The sequence below is a fragment of the Bradyrhizobium sp. cf659 genome, from assembly GCF_900113725.1.
Lineage (GTDB): Bacteria > Pseudomonadota > Alphaproteobacteria > Rhizobiales > Xanthobacteraceae > Bradyrhizobium.
The window spans coordinates 212,454-232,944 of sequence record NZ_FOQJ01000006.1; the positions used below are offsets into that span (position 1 = coordinate 212,454).

Sequence of the window (20,491 nt, forward strand, 5' to 3'; positions counted from 1 at the left end):
CAGCCTCCATGCCCACCGGTTCGGTGCTCGATGAGTGAGAGCTCAAACCCGGATCACGCCTGGGGTCGGAGTGGAGCAGTAGAGAGTTTCGACCTGGTCCGACCGGCACTTCAAGACGGCGCGTTGATTGACGTATGCCTTGTCGGTGATTTCTCCGGCGGCAATTGACGGGGGCTCCTTGAGCAGCAGGAACGAATGAGCATTTTCGCTGCTGCCAACAGTCTGGTTGTATTCTTGAAGCCGGTCCTTGAGGAACTGCACGACGACGGGATCGCCGGTCAGGTCGGAAGACGGCTGCGAAGAGATCCGCGCCGCCTCCGTCGGGTTCAGCCAGCAAAGCAAACCGCAGTATTCTCGGTTTTCGCCAGCAATCACCACATCCGTTAGCACGCCGCGGGTAGCTGCCAGGATTGCGGCGCGCATGCTCCCGATCGATACCCAGGTCCCGTTCGCGAGCTTGAAGTTTTCGGAAATCCTACCCGTAAAGCGAAGTCCCGATTCGGGTTTCTCGGGGTCCATGAACGACACTGTGTCGCCGATGCGATAGAAGCCTTCTTCGTCGAAGGCTTGCTCCGTCAAATCCGGCCGACCGAGATAACCCGGCGTGACGTTGGGACCTTTGACCCGCACCTCGTAGGTATCGGAAACGGGAAGCAGCTTGAGCTGCAAACCGGGCGCCGGTAGGCCGATTTCCCCGGGTCGATCGGTAGCCCAATGGGTCGTACTGATCGTTGGAGCGGTTTCCGTCGTACCATAGCCGGACATGACGGGAATTCGTCGGCCGGTGATCGATGACGTCAACCGGTAAAGACGCTCGAGCGTGTTCTGCGAGATGGCCGCGCCGGCGTAACTTATCCTATCCAGCCGCTTCAAAATATGCGCGCCAAGCTCGGAATCTTTCTCGATCGCGTCGCAAAGGAAATTATATCCGGCCGGCACGTTGAACATCGCGGTCGGTGAAACCTCCTGGAGATTGAGGAGCGTCTTGTGGAAGAGCTGCGGCAATGGCCGGCCGTCGTCGATGTAGAGCGTCCCGCCATTCTTGAGTATGCCGTGGAGGATTACGTTGCTTCCCATAGTGTGATGCCATGGCATCCACTCGACCTGGACAGGCGCTTCGGACGGGGCTACCAGCAAGCTGCCCATTTGTAGAGCGCTCGCCATCATGCGGTGAGTATTCAGGACACCCTTGGGGAGGCCCGTCGAGCCCGACGTGAAGAGGACCTTCGCGACGGAATCGCAAGATACAGAGCGGGACGCGCGCTCGAAGCCTTCATAGCTGCTCCTCTTCTCAGTTAGGTCGGAATAGCGCACCGTTTCGGGAGCACCGTCGACGCTGATCCAGCTTGCGGCTTCCAGTTCCGGAATGGATCGGGCAGCCGAGAAATCGCGTCCACTTTGCACGAACACGAACTTCGGACGCAGCACCTCTGCGATATCCTTCAGCCGTGCCAGGCCTCCGGGCATCAACGTGTAATTCGGCGAGATTGGCGCAAAAACTATCCCGATGGACATTGCGGCGAAAGACATCACCGCGTTCTCTATGGAATTTCCGGAGAGGATGGCGAGGCTATCTGAAGGCTTCGCATCCATTTCGATCAGGCTTTGACCAACCGCCTGGACCAGGGACCAGGCCTGGCTATATGTGATCTCGTCCCATCCGCCGTCTGGATTGCGTTGAGCCAAGAAAATGCGGTTGGGAGCGGCTTTCGCCCATCTCGGCAGGAAGTCAGTGATACGCCAATCGCACTCCCCCAGCTCGATCGGCGAGCTCAAGATAAGCGTACCGTCGCTCCGACGCTGCAGAGAGACCTCTTTGGGTGCGAATACGGGTGCGTTCGTTGACATTGAAGAAATCCTATGACTTACGGCAGCGCCGCCCCGCACACTCGCGTGTGATCCCGCTTCTGATTGCCGACCAACTTGCGGACTTGTGCGAACGGCTCACCTCAGGAGGCCGACGGTGCATTCGATCACGCGCCGTTTTCCAATTTTCTGTGCTCGACTACTCAGATTTCGCGTCAAGCACGTCGCCGAACAACTGGTAGGTCGTTCCGGTCCAGCGCTGCAGCCGCATTTGAGTCCACATCATACTCGAGTTTTCGCTGGTGTTGACCTCGATTCCCGGCAGTGCGACGGGGACGATGACGTTCTTGAGGTTCTTTGCTTGCGCCAGGATATTCTTGCGAGAGAGGTCGTTGCCGCATTGCTTCAGGATCTGCTCGAGCAGAATTCCCTGCTGATATCCGACCGCATAACTTCCGTTGGTGATGTCGGCGCCGGATAGATACTTCTCGAAGAAGCTCTTATAGGCTTGCATGCCGGAATCGTTCGTCCACGTCTCGTCTGCCACGTCTTTGGTGATCGTGCCGACGATCACGCCGATCGATTTGTCCAGTCCGGCCGGCGCGAGCGTGCCACCAACAGATGCGGACGGGAAATTGATGATGACGGTCGCCTTCCATCCAATCACCGAGGCCTGCCTGATCGCCTGCGCTGCAAACTTCGGTGTCCCGGCGATCACGAGAGCCTCGGCGCCCGAACTCTTGAGATTCGTGATCTGTGAATCGATCGTTGGCTCGCTAACCTCGTAAGAGGCGGTCACGACCTTTCGATCGAAATCGCCCCCCAGATACGCCTTGAAGGCATTGACGTAGTCCTTACCGAGGTCGTCGTTCTGGTAGAGAATTGCGTATTTCGCGTTGGGAAGCGACTTGGTCAGATACTTGGCGTAGATCTTCCCTTCAGTATCGTAACTGACGAGACCGGTCGTCGTCAGGGGATAATTCGCGACGTCCGTGAACTTGGAAGAGCCGCTGACGATTGCGAGGCTGGGCACCCCTTTCGCCCTGAGATACTTGGCTGTAGCCGAGATGCCGGGCGTACCGAGTTGGCCGAACATGAAGGACACTTCGTCGCTCTCGACCAGCTTGCGCACGTGCTCCACCGCCTTGGGCGGACTGTATGAGTCATCGTAGGCGATGTAGTTGATCTTGCGGCCGTTTACACCGCCTCGGTCGTTCAGCGATTGGATATAGGCGATAAGCCCCTTGCCCACGAGCCCGATTGATGACGCCGGTCCGCTGAAGGGGAAAACCCCTCCAATCTTGATCTCAGTTTCGGAAATGCCGGGCTCTTCCGCCGCGGACGCGGGGCCGCTCAAAAGCACAGCTAGAGCTATCGCGATTTTCCATTTCGCTATCATCGACCGTCCTCCCCACGCGCGCCTGTCGGGGCGCGCCAGTATGTTGGTTGACCTTCTGCTTTGCGCGCTCGCCCGCCGGTCGTCGGTTAGGCACCGACCGGAGTGACAGGCTAGAGGTCTAGCCGGACAATAACGTTCTTTTTTAGAACTCGTCAAGCGCCTCCATAACTTAACCACTGCGACACGATCACCTGAGACCGGACCTTCCAATCAATCTGACCGTGACAAGCTCCATGCGCCTGCTCGATTGGTTACTTCCGTAATGGAACTAACCGCATTGTGCCTCGAGCGACCGCCTCACAAGGACTGGACGGCCGACACTCAGCACGTCATCAGGTACTGCCGATGAAAAGCTCGATCAGCGCAATCACGGTGTCGGGCGCGTCTTCCTGGCTAAAGTGTCCCGCGTTCGGAAGTTTTATGATCGGCCTCCCCGGCCAAATCGCGCTGAAATCGGCGATCTGCGTGTCCGGCGCGATGGCGCGGTCCTTCATGCCGACGGCGAGCATCGCCGGCTTGGACTTCAGATTGTCAATAAGGGGGAAGCCTTCCGCGAGGTAGGGCCGGATTCTGCCGAGCAGCGCATCAAGCGGAAACTCGATCGCTCCAAGACACTCTTCTTTCGTCGTAAATGGCGCCCCGTAGGCCGCGAGCCAATCGGCGTTGACGACGGAGAGGTTCTCCAGGCCCTGGGTCTTCATGACGCTCAGGATATTGACATCCAGGTGCCCGAGCACTTCTGGGAGCGTCCCAGCTCTGTGATGATTGAGGACGAACTGGAACCACGGCGTCAGCCCCGGAGGGGCATTGCCGTAGCCGGTAAGTGTGTTGAGCAAAAACAGCCGTTTGACGCGATCGGGATAGCGTAGCGCGAACGCCGAACCGATCAAGCCGCCCCAGTCCTGGATAACAAGCGTGATGTTCGTGAGATCGAGCGCTTCGACCAACTTGGTGAAGTTCTCGACGTGGATTCTCAGCGAATATTTGCGATCTGGAGGCGTCTCGCTCTTGCCGAAACCCATATGGTCGGGAACGATCACCCTATGTGAACCTGCAAGCCGCGGGATGAAGCGGCGATAGAGATAGCCCCACGTCGGCTCACCATGCAGACAGACGATAGGATCGCCACTCCCCTCGTCGACGTAATGCATCCGGAAACCGCCTCCTTCGAAGAAGTGGGGCTGGAAGGGCCAGGTTCCGCCGAAGGTCTCGCGAGCGTCGATCATCGTTGCGATGCAACTCGTTCTAAAGGGCTTTTCAACCTTTTCCGTCGCCCGCGCCGACTATCTTCCGCGGAAAACGGCTGGACGACGTTCGATGAAGGATTGGATGCCTTCCATCATATCTTCGCTACCGAGGACGCAGTCCTTGATCTTGGGGATGTAGTCGATCGCATCGCGCTCGGCCGCTTCGATATACCTCAGCGCAGCTTGCTTCGTGACCTGTATTCCGAGCGGTGCATTTTTGACGATCGTCTGCGCCAGCTCCATCGCCCGATCGATCTGGCTTCCGGGCTTGACCACTTCCTGCACGAGGCCAATCGCGTGAGCCCGGTCAGCATCGAACTCATCGCAAAGGAATAGGTGATACATCGCGTCACCCCAACCTGCGCGCGTCAGGAATCGGAAGTGAGCGCCGCCGAGAGGCGCAATTCCACGCTTTGCCTCCATCTGGCAGAACCTACTGTCCGAAGCTGCGACAACGATATCTCCGGCAAGCATCATTTCGATTCCGATCGTATAGACGATGCCCTGCACCGCCGTCACGATCGGCTTGCGGCATCGTCCCTTGAGCGCAAATGCATCGATGTTGCTCGGAGAAATATCGATTTTTTCGGCGTTGGGGCCGAAGAATTTGGGCATGTCGAGACCTGACGTGAAGTCCGCCCCTTCTGCGCAAACGACGCCCGCCCAATAATCATCGTTGCTGTCCAGCAGCGTCATCGCGTTCGACATCTCCACCATCATGGCGGGTGTGAACGAGTTTTTCTTCGCCGGATTGTCGATGACGATCTTGAGGATTCGGCCGTGAACTTCTGTGCGGATCCGGCCAGCCGGGGCCTTTTGATCGCTCATTCGTATCCTCCCGACGCGTCAAACAACGACCGCATCGCCAAAGCCCGCGTTCTTGGTGGGCGAGTTGACAATGAGCTTCCGAAGCCGGCTACAACAATCTTGTGCCAACCCTATTCAAAGGTGAATGCCACCGCCGAGGGGTGCGCATGCAGGCTGAGAAGTGTCGAGAGCGCCGAGGGCAGGTGCATTGCAATTCGGTCGATACATCATATGATGACCGTCAGCCAACATTGAACAGCGAGGAGCATCTCCATGGCCGAAGCCGCCGATCCCGTCGTCATCGTCTCCGCCGCCCGCACCCCGCTCGGCCGCTTCATGGGCGAATTGTCACCGCTGGCCGCGCATAAGCTCGGCTCACACGTGATCGGCGCGGCGCTGGAGCGCGCCAACCTCGCGCCCGAGAAGGTCGACGAGGTCTTCATGGGCTGCGTGCTGCCGGCGGGACAAGGCCAGGCACCGGCACGCCAGGCGGCGCGCGCCGCCGGCCTGCCCGACGCGACCGGCGCCACCACGGTCAACAAGGTCTGCGGCTCCGGCATGAAGGCGACGATGCTGGCGCACGACATCATCCGCGCCGGCTCGGCCGAGATCGTCGTCTCCGGCGGCATGGAGAGCATGAGCAACGCGCCGTATCTGCTCGCAAAGGCACGCGGCGGCTATCGCGCCGGCCACGACCGCATCATCGACCACATGATGATGGACGGCCTGGAGGACGCCTACGAGACCGGCCGCTCCATGGGTGATTTCGGCGAGGCGACCGCCGAGGCCTATCAGTTCACCCGCAAGGACCAGGACGCCTATGCGATGGAGACACTGAGCCGCGCCCGCAAGGCGGTCGAGGGCGGTGCGTTCAAGGCCGAGATCGCGCCGATCACGCTGACCGAGAAGGCCGGCCCGCGCGTCATCGCCAATGACGAACATCCGCTGAAGGTCGATCCCGCCAAGATTCCCGGCTTGAAGCCAGCGTTCCGCGCCAACGGCACGATCACGCCGGCGGCCTCCTCCGCAAACGCCGACGGCGCTGCCGCGCTCGTGCTGACCAGTCGATCGCTGGCCGATCGCAATGGTTTGCCCGTGCTCGCCGAGATCAAGGGCCACGCCACCCACAGCCAGGAGCCGCAATTGTTTACGACGGCGCCGATTCCGGCGATCCGCAAGCTGCTCGACAAGATCGGCTGGGCTGCCTCCGACGTCGACCTGTTCGAGATCAACGAGGCCTTCGCCGTGGTGGCGATGGCGGCGCAGCGCGATCTCGGCATTCCCCGCGACAAGCTGAACGTCAACGGCGGCGCCTGCGCGCTCGGCCACCCCATCGGCGCCACCGGCGCGCGGCTGATCGTGACGCTGCTGCATGCGCTCGAGGCGCAGAACCTCAAGCGCGGCGTAGCCGCCCTCTGCATCGGCGGCGGCGAAGCCACCGCGATTGCCGTCGAGCGCCGTAGCAATTGAACGTCTCAGCGCCAGTAGGCGGCCTGGAGCGTCGCGGAATTGACGACGCAGCTCGCGCCCCGGCAGCTGATTCGTAGAAGCGACGGCCCGCCAAGCGGCCGTCGCGGGACTGAGATTTCCGGCAATCGACTCTTCAAGCGAAATTGACGCTCTTGTTTAGAGGCAATTCGCGTACCCGCTTCCCGGTGAGAGCAAAGATCGCATTGGCGAGAGCGGGTGCCGCCGGCGGGACGGGAGGCTCACCAATTCCTCGTACTTCCCCACCAAGCTCCAATCCCTTGACGATGATCTCCGGCGCCTGATGAAATCTCATGGCCTCGAACAGATGAAAGTTCGTCTGGACCGGCGCAAAAGTTTCGTATGTCAGCTCGCAGTTCATGGCATGGCCCAAAGCCCAGATGATGCCACCCCGCACTTGCGCTTCGAAGTTGACCGGGTCCAGAATGCGCCCCACATCGCAAACGGCATATACCTTGTCGATCTTGATGCCCTGAGGAGTGTCGCTCACCTCGACGATTTGAGCCATTGGCACGCCGAAGGACAATGTCAGCGCCAAGCCGCGGGCTCGCCCGTCGTCGATTCGCGAGCCTTTCCAGGCGGAAATATCTCGCAGGGTATGCAGCACCTTCTTGGAAGGCTCATGATTGCAGAGACGAATGAGTTCTGCCATCGGATCCGCACCGGCGGCATGGATCAACTCGTCCAGGAAGGAAGCATGGTGGAAGCCATTGCCGGATGCTCCAACGGAGCGCCACGGGCTGACCGGCACCATTTCCTTCGCCCGATAACCCGTCACGCGGAAGTTCGGTATTGCGAAAGGTTGATCCCAAATGCCGTTGATGCTTGAAGTATCGGGGCCGGGAGGCACGGGCGCCTGCAATCGGTTGAACCAGGAAGCGCCCATCGATTGTCCAGCCACATCGATGCTCATGCTTTCGACCATGCCATCGCGAACTGTTCCCTTCGCGCGCGAGAGCTGGATCGGGCGCGGATAGTCGTGCCCCATGTTCTCTTCGCGGCTCCAGATCATCTTGACCGGAACGCCTTCCATGGCCATCGCGAGTTCGATCGCCTGCAACGCATAGGTGTCGTCGAGGCGCGCCCCGAAGCTGCCACCGATCGGCTGAGCGTGCACGTAGATCTTCTCTTCCGGCAGTTGGGTCAGCTTCGCCGCATGCGCCTGGAGGAATACCGGGATCTGCGTTCCCGTCCAGATGTCGAGCCGTTCCTTCGTGTAGAGTACGACCGCATTCATAGGCTCGAGCGGCGCGTGGGCCAGATATGGGGTCCGATACTCCGCCTCAATCGGCTTGGATGAACCAGCCAAAGCCTTTTCGACGTCTCCGTCATTGCGAAGCCGGCTGTCCAGCAGGTCTTTGGAGAATGAATTCTCCAGCACCTTCCACATGCCAGCCGAGTCGGCCGGATAAGGAGGATCGTTCCATTCGATCTTGATAGCGGCCGCAGCCTGGAAGGCTCTCCACGTGTTATCGGCAATGACGCCCACACCGTCTTTGATCGGGACGACCTTTTTGACGCCTCTCATCTTTTCCGCGCTGGAGGCATCATATCGTTTGATCGTGCCCCCCATGCCGGGGTTGGCACGTACGGTGGCGTACACGACCCGGTCCGGACGAATATCAATCCCATATTGTTGCGTACCGGTAGACTTGGCGACGATATCGATCCGGCGCATCTTCTTGCCGATGTAGCGCCACTCCTGTTCCGGTCGGAGCGTGACATCGGTAACCGGTGCAAGCTGCGCTGCCTCAATGGCCAGCTCCGCGTAGGTGACGGACTTTCCATCGGGCAAGATGACCTGACCGTCCTTGGTCTTCAGTTGCGATCGGGGCACCCCCGACCTTCTGGCCGCCGCCTCCTTCAAAGTCTCGCGCGCGACGGCGCCCGCCATGCGAAGTTTTTGATAGCCGTCGGGTACGGTGGACGAGCCTCCCGTGATCTGCATGCCGAGAAGACGGCTCAACACCTCGCCACCTCCCCGCGCGCCTCGGGCCATGATGCCATCGTCAATCGTCGCGAAGGGCAGGCTGTCGTCCATGATCCGGCTGTTGAAGTAGGCCGTATCTGGCGGACCAGGATCGATGCGAACCTTGTGCGGATCCACGTCAAGCTCTTCGGCAATCAGATGAGCTTGGATGGAATATGAGCCTTGACCCTTGTCGGCGCGCGGCGTGATGAGCGTGACGCCCTTTGCGTCGACCCGGACATAGGGCGTGATCGCGGCTTCCCCCGTCTTGAGATTCTTGAGCAGCGGGTTGGGAGGATCCTGGCGCAATCGGTAATAGCCGAAGGCAACGCCCCCGGCGATTGCAGCCGAGCCGATCAGAAACGTGCGTCTTGCAATTGTCTTGAGCCGAGCCACGCTATTTCCCCTTCATCGTCTGGGCTGCAGTTTTGACGGCGCTGTGGATGCGCGTGTACGTTCCACATCGGCAAAGATTTCCGTCCATGGCGTCGGCGATTTCGGAGTCTGTGGGATCTGGGGTTTTCGATAGCAGGGCCGCTGCAGTCATCATTTGGCCGGACTGACAATAACCGCACTGCGCAACTTGGTGCTCGATCCAGGCCTGCTGAACAACGTGCAGGTTTGCGGGACTTCCCAGGCCCTCGATTGTCGTGATGCTGCCGCGGACCTCGCCAGCGTTGATCGAGCAGGAGCGAACTGCGGCACCGTCGATATGAACGGTGCATGCACCGCAAAGGCCCGCCCCGCAACCGTACTTCGGCCCCGAGATACCAAGCTCGTCCCGGAGCACCCAAAGAAGCGGCATTTCCGGTTCGACATCCAGATCGTAGTGCTTACTGTTGACGGTCAACTGCATTCCGAATGCTCCTGTAGTTGCGCACGACGACACCTGCCTGCCTCTCCAAGCGCCACGGCCGGCCGGATCTGACGTGTCGAACCTGCACGTATTCTTGACGATTAGGTCGTTACGGAGGTCTCGGCCAATTCAGAATCGAATAACTCTGCTTTACCGCTGAATTGCCGCCAAGCGCGCGTCGGCAGAGCCGTTCGATGCCTTCGATCTTCGGAAGCAGTGCGCAGCACGACGCTCGGTCCCACCAGGCCCCCGCGCCGCTCGGTCCGTCTCTTCGATACAACTACGATGCTTTCGGCGAACACCGGCGCAGGACGATATCGGAGCTGCCGTGCGTCGGGCGTGCGGATCAGAGCTAACTAGGTTTCCGCCGCCTCCGTCGCCCGGAAGCAGTGGCATCGGTCTGCTCCAATCCAACTTCAGGCAGCGGCGCATCGATAACACGCTTCATGAGCTCGCGAAGATGGCCGGCCTCGCGCACACTGAAGGCCGATTCGAACCCGGCTCTCGCCTTTTGCCAGGCCGGATGCGCCGCAAACAGCATCTCCTGCCCGCGGTCCGTGATTGTAACCTGCCGCACCCGCCGATCCTCCTCGCTCACCCTGATCTTGAGCAAGCCATCCCGCTCCAGCGGCCGGAGATTGTGGCCCACTGTCGCTCGATCCATCGTCATGATGTTCGCCAGGTTGGCCATCGTCATCGGGCCTTCCGAGGCCAGAAAGCCCAGCAGGCTGTACTGGGTCGACTTGAGGCCGGTACCGGCAAGACAGAGATCATAATAACGAGATACGCGTCGCGCAGCCCGCCTGAGCTGGCTGCACGTGCAGTTCTGAGGAAAATCACTCGTCGGAAACGAACGTCGTGCCAAGTTCAGGGTTTCCTTGCTGGCCTGGATCGGTGCTCCAGACCCTTAGCATCAAATCGTCGAGCGAACCTCAATTAAATGGCAGTTTGCCGGCCCGCGTAACGGATGATAGTCTCATATGCCCGTAACTATGTCCGGCGCGCCGCGCGCGGGCGCAGGCAGCCTTCAGATGCAGCCTTCAGATCAAGGAGACCAGCATGGCGGGACTCAAGGACCACCCGATCGCCGAGCGCATACGGCTCAACCCTCCGGGACCGCCTGCATCCCTCAGCCTCGAGGCTTTGAAGGCGTTGGTCATGGAATGCGGTGCAGACGATTGCGGTATCGTCAGCCTCGACGACCCTCTCGTAAAGGACGAAGCAGTTCACGCGCGACGGGCGTTCGCGGGGGCGCGATTGGCGGTGAGCATCGTGAGCAGGATGAATCGCGCTCCCATCCGTTCACCCGCGCGTTCGGCGTCCAATAACGAGTTTCACAAGATTTCTCACGACGTCGACGATATCGCGCGCGAGCTGGTTCGGCGGCTGGAGGACATGGGAATCTCGGCGATGAACCCGCCGATGGCATTCCCTATGGAGTTCGACAAGTACCCGGAACGAGGATGGGTCGTCTCGCACAAGCTCATTGCTGAAGCTGCTGGCGTAGGAAAGCGCGGCATCCATCGCAGCGTCATCCATCCCGAATTCGGCAGCTTTATCCTTCTGGGCACTGTGCTGGTCGATCTCGACATAGAAGCTCCGGCAAAGCCGCTCGACTACAACCCCTGCTTCGAATGCAGACTTTGTGTTGTCGCCTGCCCGGTCGGCGCGATCAAACCGGATGGATATTTCGATTTTTCTTCCTGCCTCAACCACAACTACCAGCAGTTCATGGGCGGATTCGCACAATGGATCGAGGACATCGCGGACGCGAAGTCCGCCAAGGACTACCGTGAACGCCAACCGTTGGCAGAAACAGTCAAGCGCTGGCAGAGCCTCTCGTACGGCCCCAACTACAATGCTGCCTATTGCGTCGCGGTTTGTCCTGCCGGCGAAGACATCATGGCCGGCTACTTGTCAGACCGCAAAGCGCACGTGGAAACGATCGTCAAACCGTTGCAGGACAAAGTCGAGCCGCTCTATGTCGTCCGGGATTCCGATGCAGCAAGTCACGCCGCAAAGATGTTCCCGCACAAGACGCTTCGGTTTGTGCGCTCGAGTGCCCGGGCCTCGAGTATCGGCGCATTTCTCTTCGGAATGGGGCTTACCTTCCAGCGTAATAGGGCTAAGGGCTTGAATGCCATCTACCACTTCGTCTTCACGGGCCAAGAACCCAAGGAGGCCACGGTGGTTATCAAGAATCAGAAGCTGACCGTTACCGACGGCCTCATCGGTACCCCGGACTTGCGCATTCAGGCGGACTCAGCCGCTTGGCTGAAGACTTTGAATGGTCAGCTCTCGGTCGTCCTGGCGCTCGCGCAGAGAAAAATCCGATTGAAGGGTCCTCTCAAACTCCTGAAGGCCTTCGGTGCCTGCTTCCCGAAATGACAAACACTGTCGCAAGCCAGAGCCGTAATGGCCCCGTCGGGCTCGGCTCCTCGCCGGAGGACTCTATCGTTCCTTTTTAGAATTGACGGAGCCATCATCTCGATGTCTTATTGCCGCACCTCCCGGTCCGGTCCAGGAGACGGCGAGATCTGGCTCGGACTACTTAAACCGGCTGCGAAAGCGGCCGGTTTTTTTGTATTATTCGGTGGGACGAAGGAGCCAGGCTCGTCTCGCGATCTGCAGCATCTCCGTTTCACGGAGCTTAAGCCGGTAAACTCTCGCTTTCGATCTTGGATAATGCTGGGCCGGGGAAGCTCTCAAGATCGCCGGAAGCGCGCTGAAGCCGAGCATCATGCCATTCGGTGCGGTTTCGGTTGGATCGAGACGAAAAGCCGCCGGCGAAGCAAGGCCGTCTCCCTCGTGGTCACGGCTCCAGCCCAGGCGATCGAGCGCGGCTAGAGGTGAGTGTTCGCCGGCGCGCCATTTCAACACTTCGATCGCCGATCGAAAAGCAAGCGTCACGCAATCGATGTCGTCGACAGATCGATCGCCGGCCCTCTGCGCGTGATGCATAACAGCTTGCAATATCTCTTCACGCGCGTGATCATGGCTGAGCGCGATAGCGGTCAAGCCAAAGAGAGCGTCAAAAATCCGGAATGCGTGGCGGGCGGTGGCCAACGTCCTGAGATAACATTCCAAGGCACCCGATCCGAACGCAGCCGCCAACTTCGCTCCGGCCGCCGCCAGCCATACCGTGCGCGCTCGCGTGAATCCCAAGCTGGGAGACCACCCGTTCAAGGTCGATGATCTGGCCGCTTCGACCAACCTGTAGTCAGGAGCGTCGCTGCTCATCAGGACGAAATGAGCCATGGTATGGGTGATTGCGCAGTAGTTGCATTCACCGGGACTGAAAGCGGGATTGGCTTCAACCCTCGCGCGCTCACGTAAGTCTTCCAGGGCCTTCAAATAACGCGTTGCCAACGCATATGCCAACAATTCGATGAGAGGCGCCCATCTGAATATGGACTGGAACTCTGTTCTAGACGGAAAGCGCCCCGGAAGAGTGAATGGCGCGAGCAAATCGAAAGCGATATCCCTGCTTTTCGCTCTGACATTATGTAGCCGGCTCCGTAAGCCTGCAGATGTCATGAGCTTGTCGATCTCCTCACCGACCGGGACGCCGTGCTGACGAAGCGGACGCAACCTCCCGGACGGGTCAATCTCAATGGCGGCCGGGACATCCGGAATTTTCAGGATCACTGGTCGCGCAGACTCGCCGGGCGTCCGGATGCTTTCCCATGTTGTCGGCTCCATCTCTATGGCGAGTCCGATCGCCAATGTGTCGGCCATTCTCACGAGGTCGTCAGATCCAATTGCGGCGATGACCGAACCGAAGTTCTGAGACCTCTCTCTGGTCTCCTGGTTCGGCCGATCCGGAGACAAAGTTCGCTGCTCCAACGTCCACCTCTTTGGTTTTCCTGGGAGCGTGAATCCGCTCGTCGCGCATGACGAACGGATCGATTTCCGAGGATGAACTTAGGACGAGAAAGTAGGTGTATTTCCTGCGGCCTGGTCGAGCCGCATATTGCGAGCACCGCCTAGTCAGAAATGAATAAGCGGTCGTGCACGCTATGCAGTCGATGCGGTCGCCGAACTGCCCTGCTCGCAAAGCGCTTGCGTCCCTTGACAAGTTCTTTTATGGAACTTATCGAAGCTTTCCAAAGGGAGGCTACTCGATGAAGGTCTTAGTGCCGGTAAAGCGGGTGGTCGATTACAACGTCAAGGTCCGCGTCAAGGGCGATGGATCGGGCGTTGAACTCGCCAACGTCAAAATGTCCATGAACCCGTTCGACGAGATCGCGGTCGAGGAAGCGTTGCGCCTGAAGGAAGCCGGCAAGGCGACCGAGGTCGTCGTGGTCTCCATCGGACCGGCGCAGGCGTCGGAGACGATCCGCACCGGTCTGGCCATGGGCGCCGATCGCGGCATCCTGGTGAAGGCCGAAGGCACCGTCGAGCCGCTTGCCGTCGCCAAGATCCTGAAGAAGGTTGCTGAAGAAGAGCAGCCGGGCCTCATCATCCTCGGCAAGCAAGCGATCGACGACGACAGCAACCAGACCGGCCAGATGCTGGCCGCGCTGCTCGGCTGGTCGCAGGCGACCTTCGCCTCGAAGCTCGAGGTCGAAGGTTCTGACTTCAAGGTCACCCGCGAAGTCGACGGCGGCCTGCAGACCGTGAAGCTCAAGGGACCGGCGATCGTCACGACGGACCTGCGCCTCAACGAGCCGCGCTATGCGTCGCTGCCGAACATCATGAAGGCGAAGAAGAAGCCGATCGCGGAGAAGACCGTTGCCGACTACGGCGTCGACGTCGCCGCGCGCCTCGAAATTCTCAAGACATCGGAGCCACCGGGCCGCAAGGCGGGCGTCAAGGTCAAGGACGTCGCCGAGCTGGTGTCGAAGCTCAAGAACGAAGCCGGGGTGATCTGATGACGACGCTGCTCATTGCTGAACACGACAACGCGTCGCTGAAGGACGCCACCAACAAGGCCCTGACGGCGGCTGCCGCGCTCGGCGCCGACGTCCACGTGCTGGTCGCCGGCCAGAACGCCAAGGCCGCGGCCGACGCCGCCTCCAAGCTCACCGGCGTGACCAAGGTGCTGCTGGCCGAGGGCGATACGTACGCCCACGATCTCGCCGAGCCGCTCGCCGCGCTGATCGTCTCGCTGGCCTCGGGCTACGACGCCTTCGTGGCGCCCGCGACCTCGCGCTTCAAGAACGTGATGCCGCGCGTCGCAGCCCTGCTCGACGTCATGCAGGTCTCGGAGATCATCAAGGTGGTCGCTCCCGATACGTTCGAGCGTCCGATCTATGCAGGCAATGCCATCCAGACGGTGAAGTCGAAGGACGCCAAGAAGGTCATCACGGTCCGTACCTCGACCTTCGCGGCGGCAGCGAGCGGCGGCAGCGCGCCGGTCGAGACTGCTTCGGCTGCGGCCGATCCGGGCCTGTCGACCTTCGTCGGCGAGGAAGTCGCCAAGAGCGACCGTCCCGAGCTGACCTCGGCCAAGATCATCGTCTCCGGTGGCCGCGCCATGCAGAGCCGGGAAAACTTCGCCAAGTACATCGAGCCACTTGCGGACAAGCTGGGCGCCGGCGTCGGCGCCTCGCGCGCGGCGGTGGACGCCGGCTATGCGCCGAACGACTGGCAGGTCGGCCAGACCGGCAAGGTCGTGGCCCCCGAGCTCTATGTCGCGGTCGGCATTTCCGGCGCGATCCAGCATCTGGCCGGCATGAAGGACTCCAAGGTGATCGTCGCGATCAACAAGGACGAGGACGCGCCGATCTTCCAAGTCGCCGACTACGGCCTGGTCGCCGACCTCTACCAGGCGGTTCCTGAGCTGACGACCGAACTCGGCAAGTAATGCACGTGGCGGCCCCTGCACCGTTCGAGGCGCGCAAGCGATCCAACGTACCCGGCAATTCCAACCGCAAGCGCCGTCCAGGATGGCAATATGGAGGAGATCGATGAGCAATGTCGTAAGCCTGAAGTCCCACGACGCCATAGGCATCGTCACCATCGACAGCCCTCCCGTCAATGCGCTCAGTGCAGCTGTACGCGGCGGCATTCTGGAGTGCGTCCAACAGGCCATCGCCGATCCCTCCATTCAGGCGATCGTGTTGACCTGCGCAGGACGGACCTTCATTGCCGGAGCCGACATCACGGAATTCGGCAAGCCTCCGAAGAAGCCGACCCTCGATGAGGTCCTGACCGCGATTGAGAGCAGCCCGAAGCCCGTCGTCGCGGCAATTCACGGGACCGCACTCGGTGGGGGGCTTGAGGTCGCCCTGGCGTGTCATTTCCGGGTGGCCGACAAGAGTTCGAAGCTCGGCCTGCCCGAGGTCAAACTCGGTCTATTGCCGGGCGCCGGCGGCACGCAGCGCCTCCCGCGCGCAGTAGGTCCAGAGCTTGCCGTTAAAATGATCATCGGCGGCGATCCCATCGGCGCCAACGAAGCGCTTCAGAACGGACTAATCGAAGAGATGGTGGAGGAGGCATCATCGGGCGGAGAAGTCTTCGCTCGAAAACTCCTTGCCGACAGGCGCCCGCTTCGCAGGTTGCGCGACGATGACGCCAAGCTGGCCGCGGCTCGATCGGACCGCTCGATCTTCACCGGCGCGGTGGCTGCGATTACAAAGAAGGTCAGGGGATTGGAGGCGCCGTTCGTTGCGGCCGACGCAATCGGCTATGCGCTGGATCTACCCTTTGAGCAGGGGCTGAAGAAGGAACGAGAGTTGTTCCTTCGGCTGATGAGCAGCGATCAATCGAAGGCTCTGCGATACGCGTTCTTCGCCGAGCGAGAGGCAGCGAAGATCGCCGGTGTCGAGACCGGCACGAAGCCGCGTTCAGTCGAAGGCGTGGCAATCATCGGCGCCGGCACCATGGGTGGCGGTATCGCGATGTCTTTCGCGAACGCAGGCATTCCCGTCACGCTGGTGGAGACCGGAAAGGATCAGCTCGATCGTGGATTTGGCATCATCCGCAAGAACTATGAAGCCACCGCAGCGCGCGGCGGTATTCCCGCCGACGCGCCTGCGAAGCGCATGGCACTCATTACGGGAGCCGTCGGTCTCGAAAACATCGCGCAAGCCGACCTCATCGTAGAGGCTGTATTCGAGACTATGACGATCAAGAAGGAGGTTTTCGGACAGCTCGATAAAATCGCGAAATCGGGCGCTATCCTGGCCACAAATACCTCCTTCCTGGACATCAATGAGATCGCCAAGGAAACCAAACGTTCGCAGGACGTGGTCGGCATGCACTTCTTCAGCCCGGCCAATGTGATGAAGCTGTGCGAAATCGTCCGAACCAAGAGCAGTGCGCCCGACACGCTGGTAACCGCAGTTTCATTGGCGCGGAAGATCGGAAAGGTACCGGTGATCGTCGGTGTCTGCGACGGCTTCGTCGGCAACCGGATGCTCATGGCCCGGCAGCGTCAGGCCAGCCAGCTGCTTTTCGACGGCGCACTTCCTCAGCAGGTCGACGCCGCCCTGACCAAATTCGGCATGCCGATGGGCCCGTTCGCGATGGGCGACCTGGCCGGATTGGATATCGGGTGGCGATCGCGACAGGATCGTGGCATCAAATCGGAGATCGAAGACGCCTTATGTGAGGCAGGCCGCTTCGGACAAAAGACCGGAAAGGGCTTCTTCCGCTACGAAAGCGGCTCGCGCGCTCCCCTTCCCGATCCAGAGGTCGAAAAACTGATCGATCAGACGTTGAACCGTCTCGGGCGCAAGCGGCGCACGATCAGCGATGAGGAAATCCTGGAGCGGACGACATATGCGATGATCAACGAAGGAGCTCGGATCCTTGAAGAAGGCATTGCGGCTCGAGCAAGCGACATCGACGTGGTGTGGCTTTATGGGTACGGATGGCCAGTCTATCGTGGAGGCCCCATGTATTACGCCGACCATGTCGGGCTGAAGACAATCGCTGCCAAGCTGTCAGACTATGCGAAGGAAGCAAGCGATCCGTCGCTCGAGCCCGCACCGTTGCTGAAGCAGTTGGCCGACCAGAACGGGAAATTTACCTGACTGTCTGCCCCCGGCGTGAACCGACCCTTCTCGCCGAGAGGCTGACCTGCCTGGCGGCGAGTGGGCCCCCGAACGGCGAGAAGGGACCTTGGCGGGGAGAGGCGCAGACCGACATCTCGAAGCTTTGGAGAAGTCCGAACGACATTGGGGAAAGCTCTCCGCGAGAGCTCAGCTTCCGTCCCGGGCGCTGAAACAATAGTTACTTGATATTTCGTAGCTTCTCTGGCAGTTTGGCTCAGCGTAGCTATTTGCAGGGGTAGAGCACGGCTCCCTATCACGGGTGACGACGTCCCCCTCATCGCTGGAGAAGAAGTTCAGGAGGAACCGATACTGCTGACGCATGATCGGGATCTCTAACTCTGGCAATCGACCATCGTATCTCCAAGAATCGGGTCCTTACATGCGCCGAATTGTAGTCACAGGAATGGGGCTGGTCTCTCCGCTCGGCTGCGGTACGGAGGTGGCGTGGTCCCGACTGCTTGCTGGCAAGTCCGGACTGACCATTCTGCCCGAATGGGCTTCCTCGCTGCCGGGGAGAGTTGCCGGGCTCGTGCCGACCAAAGACGATGACCTCGATGGCGGCTTCGATCCCGATCTGACCATCCCGCCCAAAGAACAGCGGAAAATGGATCGGTTCATTCAGTTCGCGTTGGTAGCGGCTGCGGAGGCAGTCAAGCAAGCTGGCTGGTCACCTGCGAACGAACGCTCTCAGGAGCGCACAGCGACGATCATCGCTTCTGGAATTGGCGGATTTCCGGCCATCGTCGAAGCGGTACGGACGACCGATCAACGTGGCATCCGACGCCTGTCACCGTTCACCGTGCCATCCTTTCTCGCAAATCTCGCCGCCGGACACGTTTCCATACAGTACGGCTTCAAAGGGCCAATCGGTGCCCCCGTCACGGCGTGCGCCGCCAGCGTACAGGCGATCGGCGACGCGGCTCGATTGATCCGTGCGGGTGAGGCCGACGTGGCGGTCTGCGGTGGCGCCGAAGCTTGCATCGATCTCGTCAGCCTTGGAGGTTTCGCGGCGGCCCGCGCAATCTCCACGCGCTTCAACGACAGGCCGTCGCAGGCGTCTCGCCCGTTCGATCGGGACCGCGATGGATTCGTCATGGGCGAAGGAGCCGGAATTCTAGTGATCGAGGAGCTCGAGCACGCTCGAGCACGAGGGGCCCGGCCGATCGCCGAACTCGTCGGCTATGGAACTTCCGCCGATGCGCATCATATCACCTCGGGACCTGAGGACGGCTCAGGCGCCAGGCGAGCCATGGAAGCGGCCTTGCGGCAGGCCGACCTTTATCCGCGCAACGTGCAGCATCTCAATGCTCACTCGACCTCGACCCCGGTCGGCGACAACTCCGAGCTTGCCGCCATCAAGTCAGTTTTCGGAGCTCACGGCGGCATCGCCGTGAGCGCGACAAAGTCGGCAACCGGTCATTTGCTCGGCGCGGCAGGAGGCGCCGAGGCCATCTTTGCGGTCCTCGCCGTCCGAGACCAGATAGCCCCTCCCACGCTCAATCTGCAAAATCCCGACGAGGCAGCGGAAGGCGTCGATCTCGTCGGACCAAAGGCCCGAAATATGGCGATGGACCATGTGATCTCGAATGGTTTTGGATTTGGCGGCGTGAACGCCAGCGTCATCTTCAAGCGCTGGTAGGGTGACGTGCGCGCACTTCTCTTCGCTCCGCTCTAGCCGATCCAGCTCCGCTCTAGTGCGTCAATTCCTTCATCGCACCTTCCAGACCTTCAATTGTGATCGGGAACATGCGGTTGGCAAAGATGCGTTTGATGATGGTGGTCGATTCCGAATAGTCCCAGTGCTTCTGCGCGACCGGATTGAGCCACACCGTATGCGGATAGGTGCGGATGATGCGGTCGAGCCAGACCGAACCCGGCTCCTCGTTGACATGCTCGACCGAGCCGCCCGGCACCATGATCTCGTAAGGCGACATCGAGGCGTCGCCGACGAACACGACCTTGTAGTCGTGCGGGTATTTGTGCAGCACGTCCCAGGTCGGCGTGCGATCGGTGAAGCGGCGCTTGTTCTGCTTCCACACGCCTTCATAGAGACAGTTGTGGAAGTAGAAATACTCCATGTGCTTGAACTCGCTCTTCGCCGCCGAGAACAGCTCCTCGACCTGCTCGATATGCGCGTCCATCGAGCCGCCGATGTCGAAGAACACCAGAAGCTTCACCGCGTTGCGCCGCTCCGGGCGCATGTGAACGTCGAGATAGCCGTGATTGGCGGTCTCGCGGATGGTGGTGTCGAGATCGAGCTCGTCCGGCGCGCCGGTGCGCGCGAACTTGCGCAGGCGACGCAGCGCCACCTTGATGTTGCGGATGCCGAGCTCGACATTGCCGTCGAGGTCTTTGAACTCGCGCTTGTCCCACACCTTCACGGCGCGGTTGTTGCGGTTCTTCTCCTGGCCGATGCGCACGCCCTCGGGATTGTAGCCATGGGCGCCGAACGGCGAGGTGCCGGCCGTGCCGATCCACTTCGAGCCGCCCTGATGCCGGCCCTTCTGCTCCTCGAGGCGCTTCTTAAGGGTCTCCATGAGCTTGTCCCAGCCCATGGCCTCGATCTGCTTCTTCTCTTCCTCGCTGAGGTATTTTTCGGCGAGCTTCTTCAGCCACTCCTCGGGGATCTCGGCGCCTTCCATGGCGTCGAGCAGGCTTTCCAGTCCCTTGAAAACGGTGCCGAAGACGCGGTCGAACTTGTCGAGGTTGCGCTCGTCTTTCACGAGGGACGTGCGCGACAGATAGTAGAAATTCTCGACCGAGTAGTCCGACAGATCAGCGTCGAGCGCCTCCATCAGCGTGAGGTATTCGCGCAGCGTCACGGGGACCTGCGCATCGCGCAGAGAGGTGAAGAATTGCAGGAACATGATAGATGGCCCATCCGAGTATCGGGGCAAAATTATCTCGGATCTTGGC

15 protein-coding genes are annotated in these 20,491 nt (G+C 60.4%); 6 read left to right on the forward strand and 9 right to left on the reverse strand.

All coding sequences use genetic code 11. The annotated features are described in order from the left end of the window. Positions 1-42 precede the first annotated feature (42 nt). From BM118_RS25130 to BM118_RS25145, 4 genes are all read right to left on the reverse strand, one after another. Positions 43-1,848: an AMP-binding protein gene (locus BM118_RS25130; RefSeq protein ID WP_092188317.1), complete on the reverse strand. Its 1,806-nt coding sequence runs from the start codon at positions 1,846-1,848 to the stop codon at positions 43-45. A 157-nt stretch (positions 1,849-2,005) separates the two neighbouring features. Beyond that, complete coding sequence (locus BM118_RS25135) at positions 2,006-3,205, reverse strand: ABC transporter substrate-binding protein (RefSeq protein WP_092188319.1); 1,200 nt, start codon at positions 3,203-3,205, stop codon at positions 2,006-2,008. Positions 3,206-3,537: 332 nt separating this feature from the next. Beyond that, positions 3,538-4,431 carry an alpha/beta fold hydrolase gene (locus BM118_RS25140; RefSeq protein WP_092188321.1) on the reverse strand — a complete coding sequence of 298 codons (894 nt, stop codon included), beginning with the start codon at positions 4,429-4,431 and terminating at the stop codon, positions 3,538-3,540. Positions 4,432-4,488: 57 nt separating this feature from the next. Then, positions 4,489-5,280, reverse strand: coding sequence for a crotonase/enoyl-CoA hydratase family protein (locus BM118_RS25145; protein ID WP_092188323.1), 792 nt, complete (start codon positions 5,278-5,280; stop codon positions 4,489-4,491). A 252-nt stretch (positions 5,281-5,532) separates the two neighbouring features. Between BM118_RS25145 and BM118_RS25150 the strand changes: the two genes are divergently transcribed. Further along, complete coding sequence (locus BM118_RS25150) at positions 5,533-6,729, forward strand: acetyl-CoA C-acyltransferase (RefSeq protein WP_092188325.1); 1,197 nt, start codon at positions 5,533-5,535, stop codon at positions 6,727-6,729. A gap of 133 nt (positions 6,730-6,862) precedes the next feature. On the opposite strand, the gene BM118_RS25155 is transcribed toward BM118_RS25150, so the two are convergent. From BM118_RS25155 to BM118_RS25165, 3 genes are all read right to left on the reverse strand, one after another. After that, the gene (locus BM118_RS25155; protein ID WP_092188327.1) at positions 6,863-9,112 is read right to left on the reverse strand and encodes a xanthine dehydrogenase family protein molybdopterin-binding subunit; all 2,250 of its coding nucleotides are present in this window, start codon (positions 9,110-9,112) and stop codon (positions 6,863-6,865) included. A 1-nt stretch (position 9,113) separates the two neighbouring features. Beyond that, positions 9,114-9,572, reverse strand: coding sequence for a (2Fe-2S)-binding protein (locus tag BM118_RS25160; RefSeq protein WP_092188329.1), 459 nt, complete (start codon positions 9,570-9,572; stop codon positions 9,114-9,116). A gap of 352 nt (positions 9,573-9,924) precedes the next feature. After that, complete coding sequence (locus BM118_RS25165) at positions 9,925-10,437, reverse strand: MarR family winged helix-turn-helix transcriptional regulator (RefSeq protein ID WP_092188332.1); 513 nt, start codon at positions 10,435-10,437, stop codon at positions 9,925-9,927. A gap of 194 nt (positions 10,438-10,631) precedes the next feature. Here BM118_RS25165 and BM118_RS25170 point away from each other — a divergent pair, with 194 nt between their 5' ends. Beyond that, complete coding sequence (locus BM118_RS25170) at positions 10,632-11,960, forward strand: SCP2 sterol-binding domain-containing protein (RefSeq protein WP_092188334.1); 1,329 nt, start codon at positions 10,632-10,634, stop codon at positions 11,958-11,960. Positions 11,961-12,158: 198 nt separating this feature from the next. Here BM118_RS25170 and BM118_RS25175 read toward each other — a convergent pair whose 3' ends face one another. Continuing rightward, positions 12,159-13,310, reverse strand: coding sequence for a hypothetical protein (locus tag BM118_RS25175; RefSeq protein WP_143099521.1), 1,152 nt, complete (start codon positions 13,308-13,310; stop codon positions 12,159-12,161). A gap of 386 nt (positions 13,311-13,696) precedes the next feature. On the opposite strand from BM118_RS25175, the gene BM118_RS25180 reads away from it, so the two are divergent. From BM118_RS25180 to fabF, 4 genes are all read left to right on the forward strand, one after another. Further along, positions 13,697-14,446, forward strand: a complete 750-nt coding sequence (locus BM118_RS25180) for an electron transfer flavoprotein subunit beta/FixA family protein (protein ID WP_092188340.1) — start codon at positions 13,697-13,699, stop codon at positions 14,444-14,446. Further along, positions 14,446-15,381: an electron transfer flavoprotein subunit alpha/FixB family protein gene (locus BM118_RS25185; RefSeq protein WP_092188343.1), complete on the forward strand. Its 936-nt coding sequence runs from the start codon at positions 14,446-14,448 to the stop codon at positions 15,379-15,381. Before BM118_RS25180 ends, BM118_RS25185 begins: the two co-directional genes overlap by 1 nt. A 103-nt stretch (positions 15,382-15,484) precedes the next feature. Continuing rightward, entirely contained in the window at positions 15,485-17,554 is a 2,070-nt protein-coding gene (locus tag BM118_RS25190) for a 3-hydroxyacyl-CoA dehydrogenase NAD-binding domain-containing protein (RefSeq protein WP_092188345.1), read from the forward strand. 400 nt (positions 17,555-17,954) lie between these two features. Beyond that, positions 17,955-19,214, forward strand: coding sequence for a beta-ketoacyl-ACP synthase II (gene fabF / locus BM118_RS25195; RefSeq protein ID WP_092188347.1), 1,260 nt, complete (start codon positions 17,955-17,957; stop codon positions 19,212-19,214). Positions 19,215-19,266: 52 nt separating this feature from the next. Here the strand turns inward: fabF and BM118_RS25200 are convergent, their stop codons facing one another. Continuing rightward, entirely contained in the window at positions 19,267-20,442 is a 1,176-nt protein-coding gene (locus tag BM118_RS25200; RefSeq protein ID WP_092188349.1) for a vWA domain-containing protein, read from the reverse strand. Positions 20,443-20,491 lie beyond the last annotated feature (49 nt).

Coding starts and splice junctions, on each gene's coding strand:
- BM118_RS25180 (WP_092188340.1), top strand. CDS start 13,697: ATGAAGGTCTTAGTGCCGGTAAAGCGGGTGGTCGATTACAACGTCAAG.
- BM118_RS25150 (WP_092188325.1), top strand. CDS start 5,533: ATGGCCGAAGCCGCCGATCCCGTCGTCATCGTCTCCGCCGCCCGCACC.
- BM118_RS25140 (WP_092188321.1), bottom strand. CDS start 4,431: ATGATCGACGCTCGCGAGACCTTCGGCGGAACCTGGCCCTTCCAGCCC.
- BM118_RS25175 (WP_143099521.1), bottom strand. CDS start 13,310: ATGGCCGACACATTGGCGATCGGACTCGCCATAGAGATGGAGCCGACA.
- BM118_RS25170 (WP_092188334.1), top strand. CDS start 10,632: ATGGCGGGACTCAAGGACCACCCGATCGCCGAGCGCATACGGCTCAAC.
- BM118_RS25190 (WP_092188345.1), top strand. CDS start 15,485: ATGAGCAATGTCGTAAGCCTGAAGTCCCACGACGCCATAGGCATCGTC.
- BM118_RS25160 (WP_092188329.1), bottom strand. CDS start 9,572: ATGCAGTTGACCGTCAACAGTAAGCACTACGATCTGGATGTCGAACCG.
- BM118_RS25135 (WP_092188319.1), bottom strand. CDS start 3,205: ATGATAGCGAAATGGAAAATCGCGATAGCTCTAGCTGTGCTTTTGAGC.
- BM118_RS25145 (WP_092188323.1), bottom strand. CDS start 5,280: ATGAGCGATCAAAAGGCCCCGGCTGGCCGGATCCGCACAGAAGTTCAC.
- BM118_RS25130 (WP_092188317.1), bottom strand. CDS start 1,848: ATGTCAACGAACGCACCCGTATTCGCACCCAAAGAGGTCTCTCTGCAG.
- BM118_RS25185 (WP_092188343.1), top strand. CDS start 14,446: ATGACGACGCTGCTCATTGCTGAACACGACAACGCGTCGCTGAAGGAC.
- BM118_RS25200 (WP_092188349.1), bottom strand. CDS start 20,442: ATGTTCCTGCAATTCTTCACCTCTCTGCGCGATGCGCAGGTCCCCGTG.
- fabF (WP_092188347.1), top strand. CDS start 17,955: ATGCGCCGAATTGTAGTCACAGGAATGGGGCTGGTCTCTCCGCTCGGC.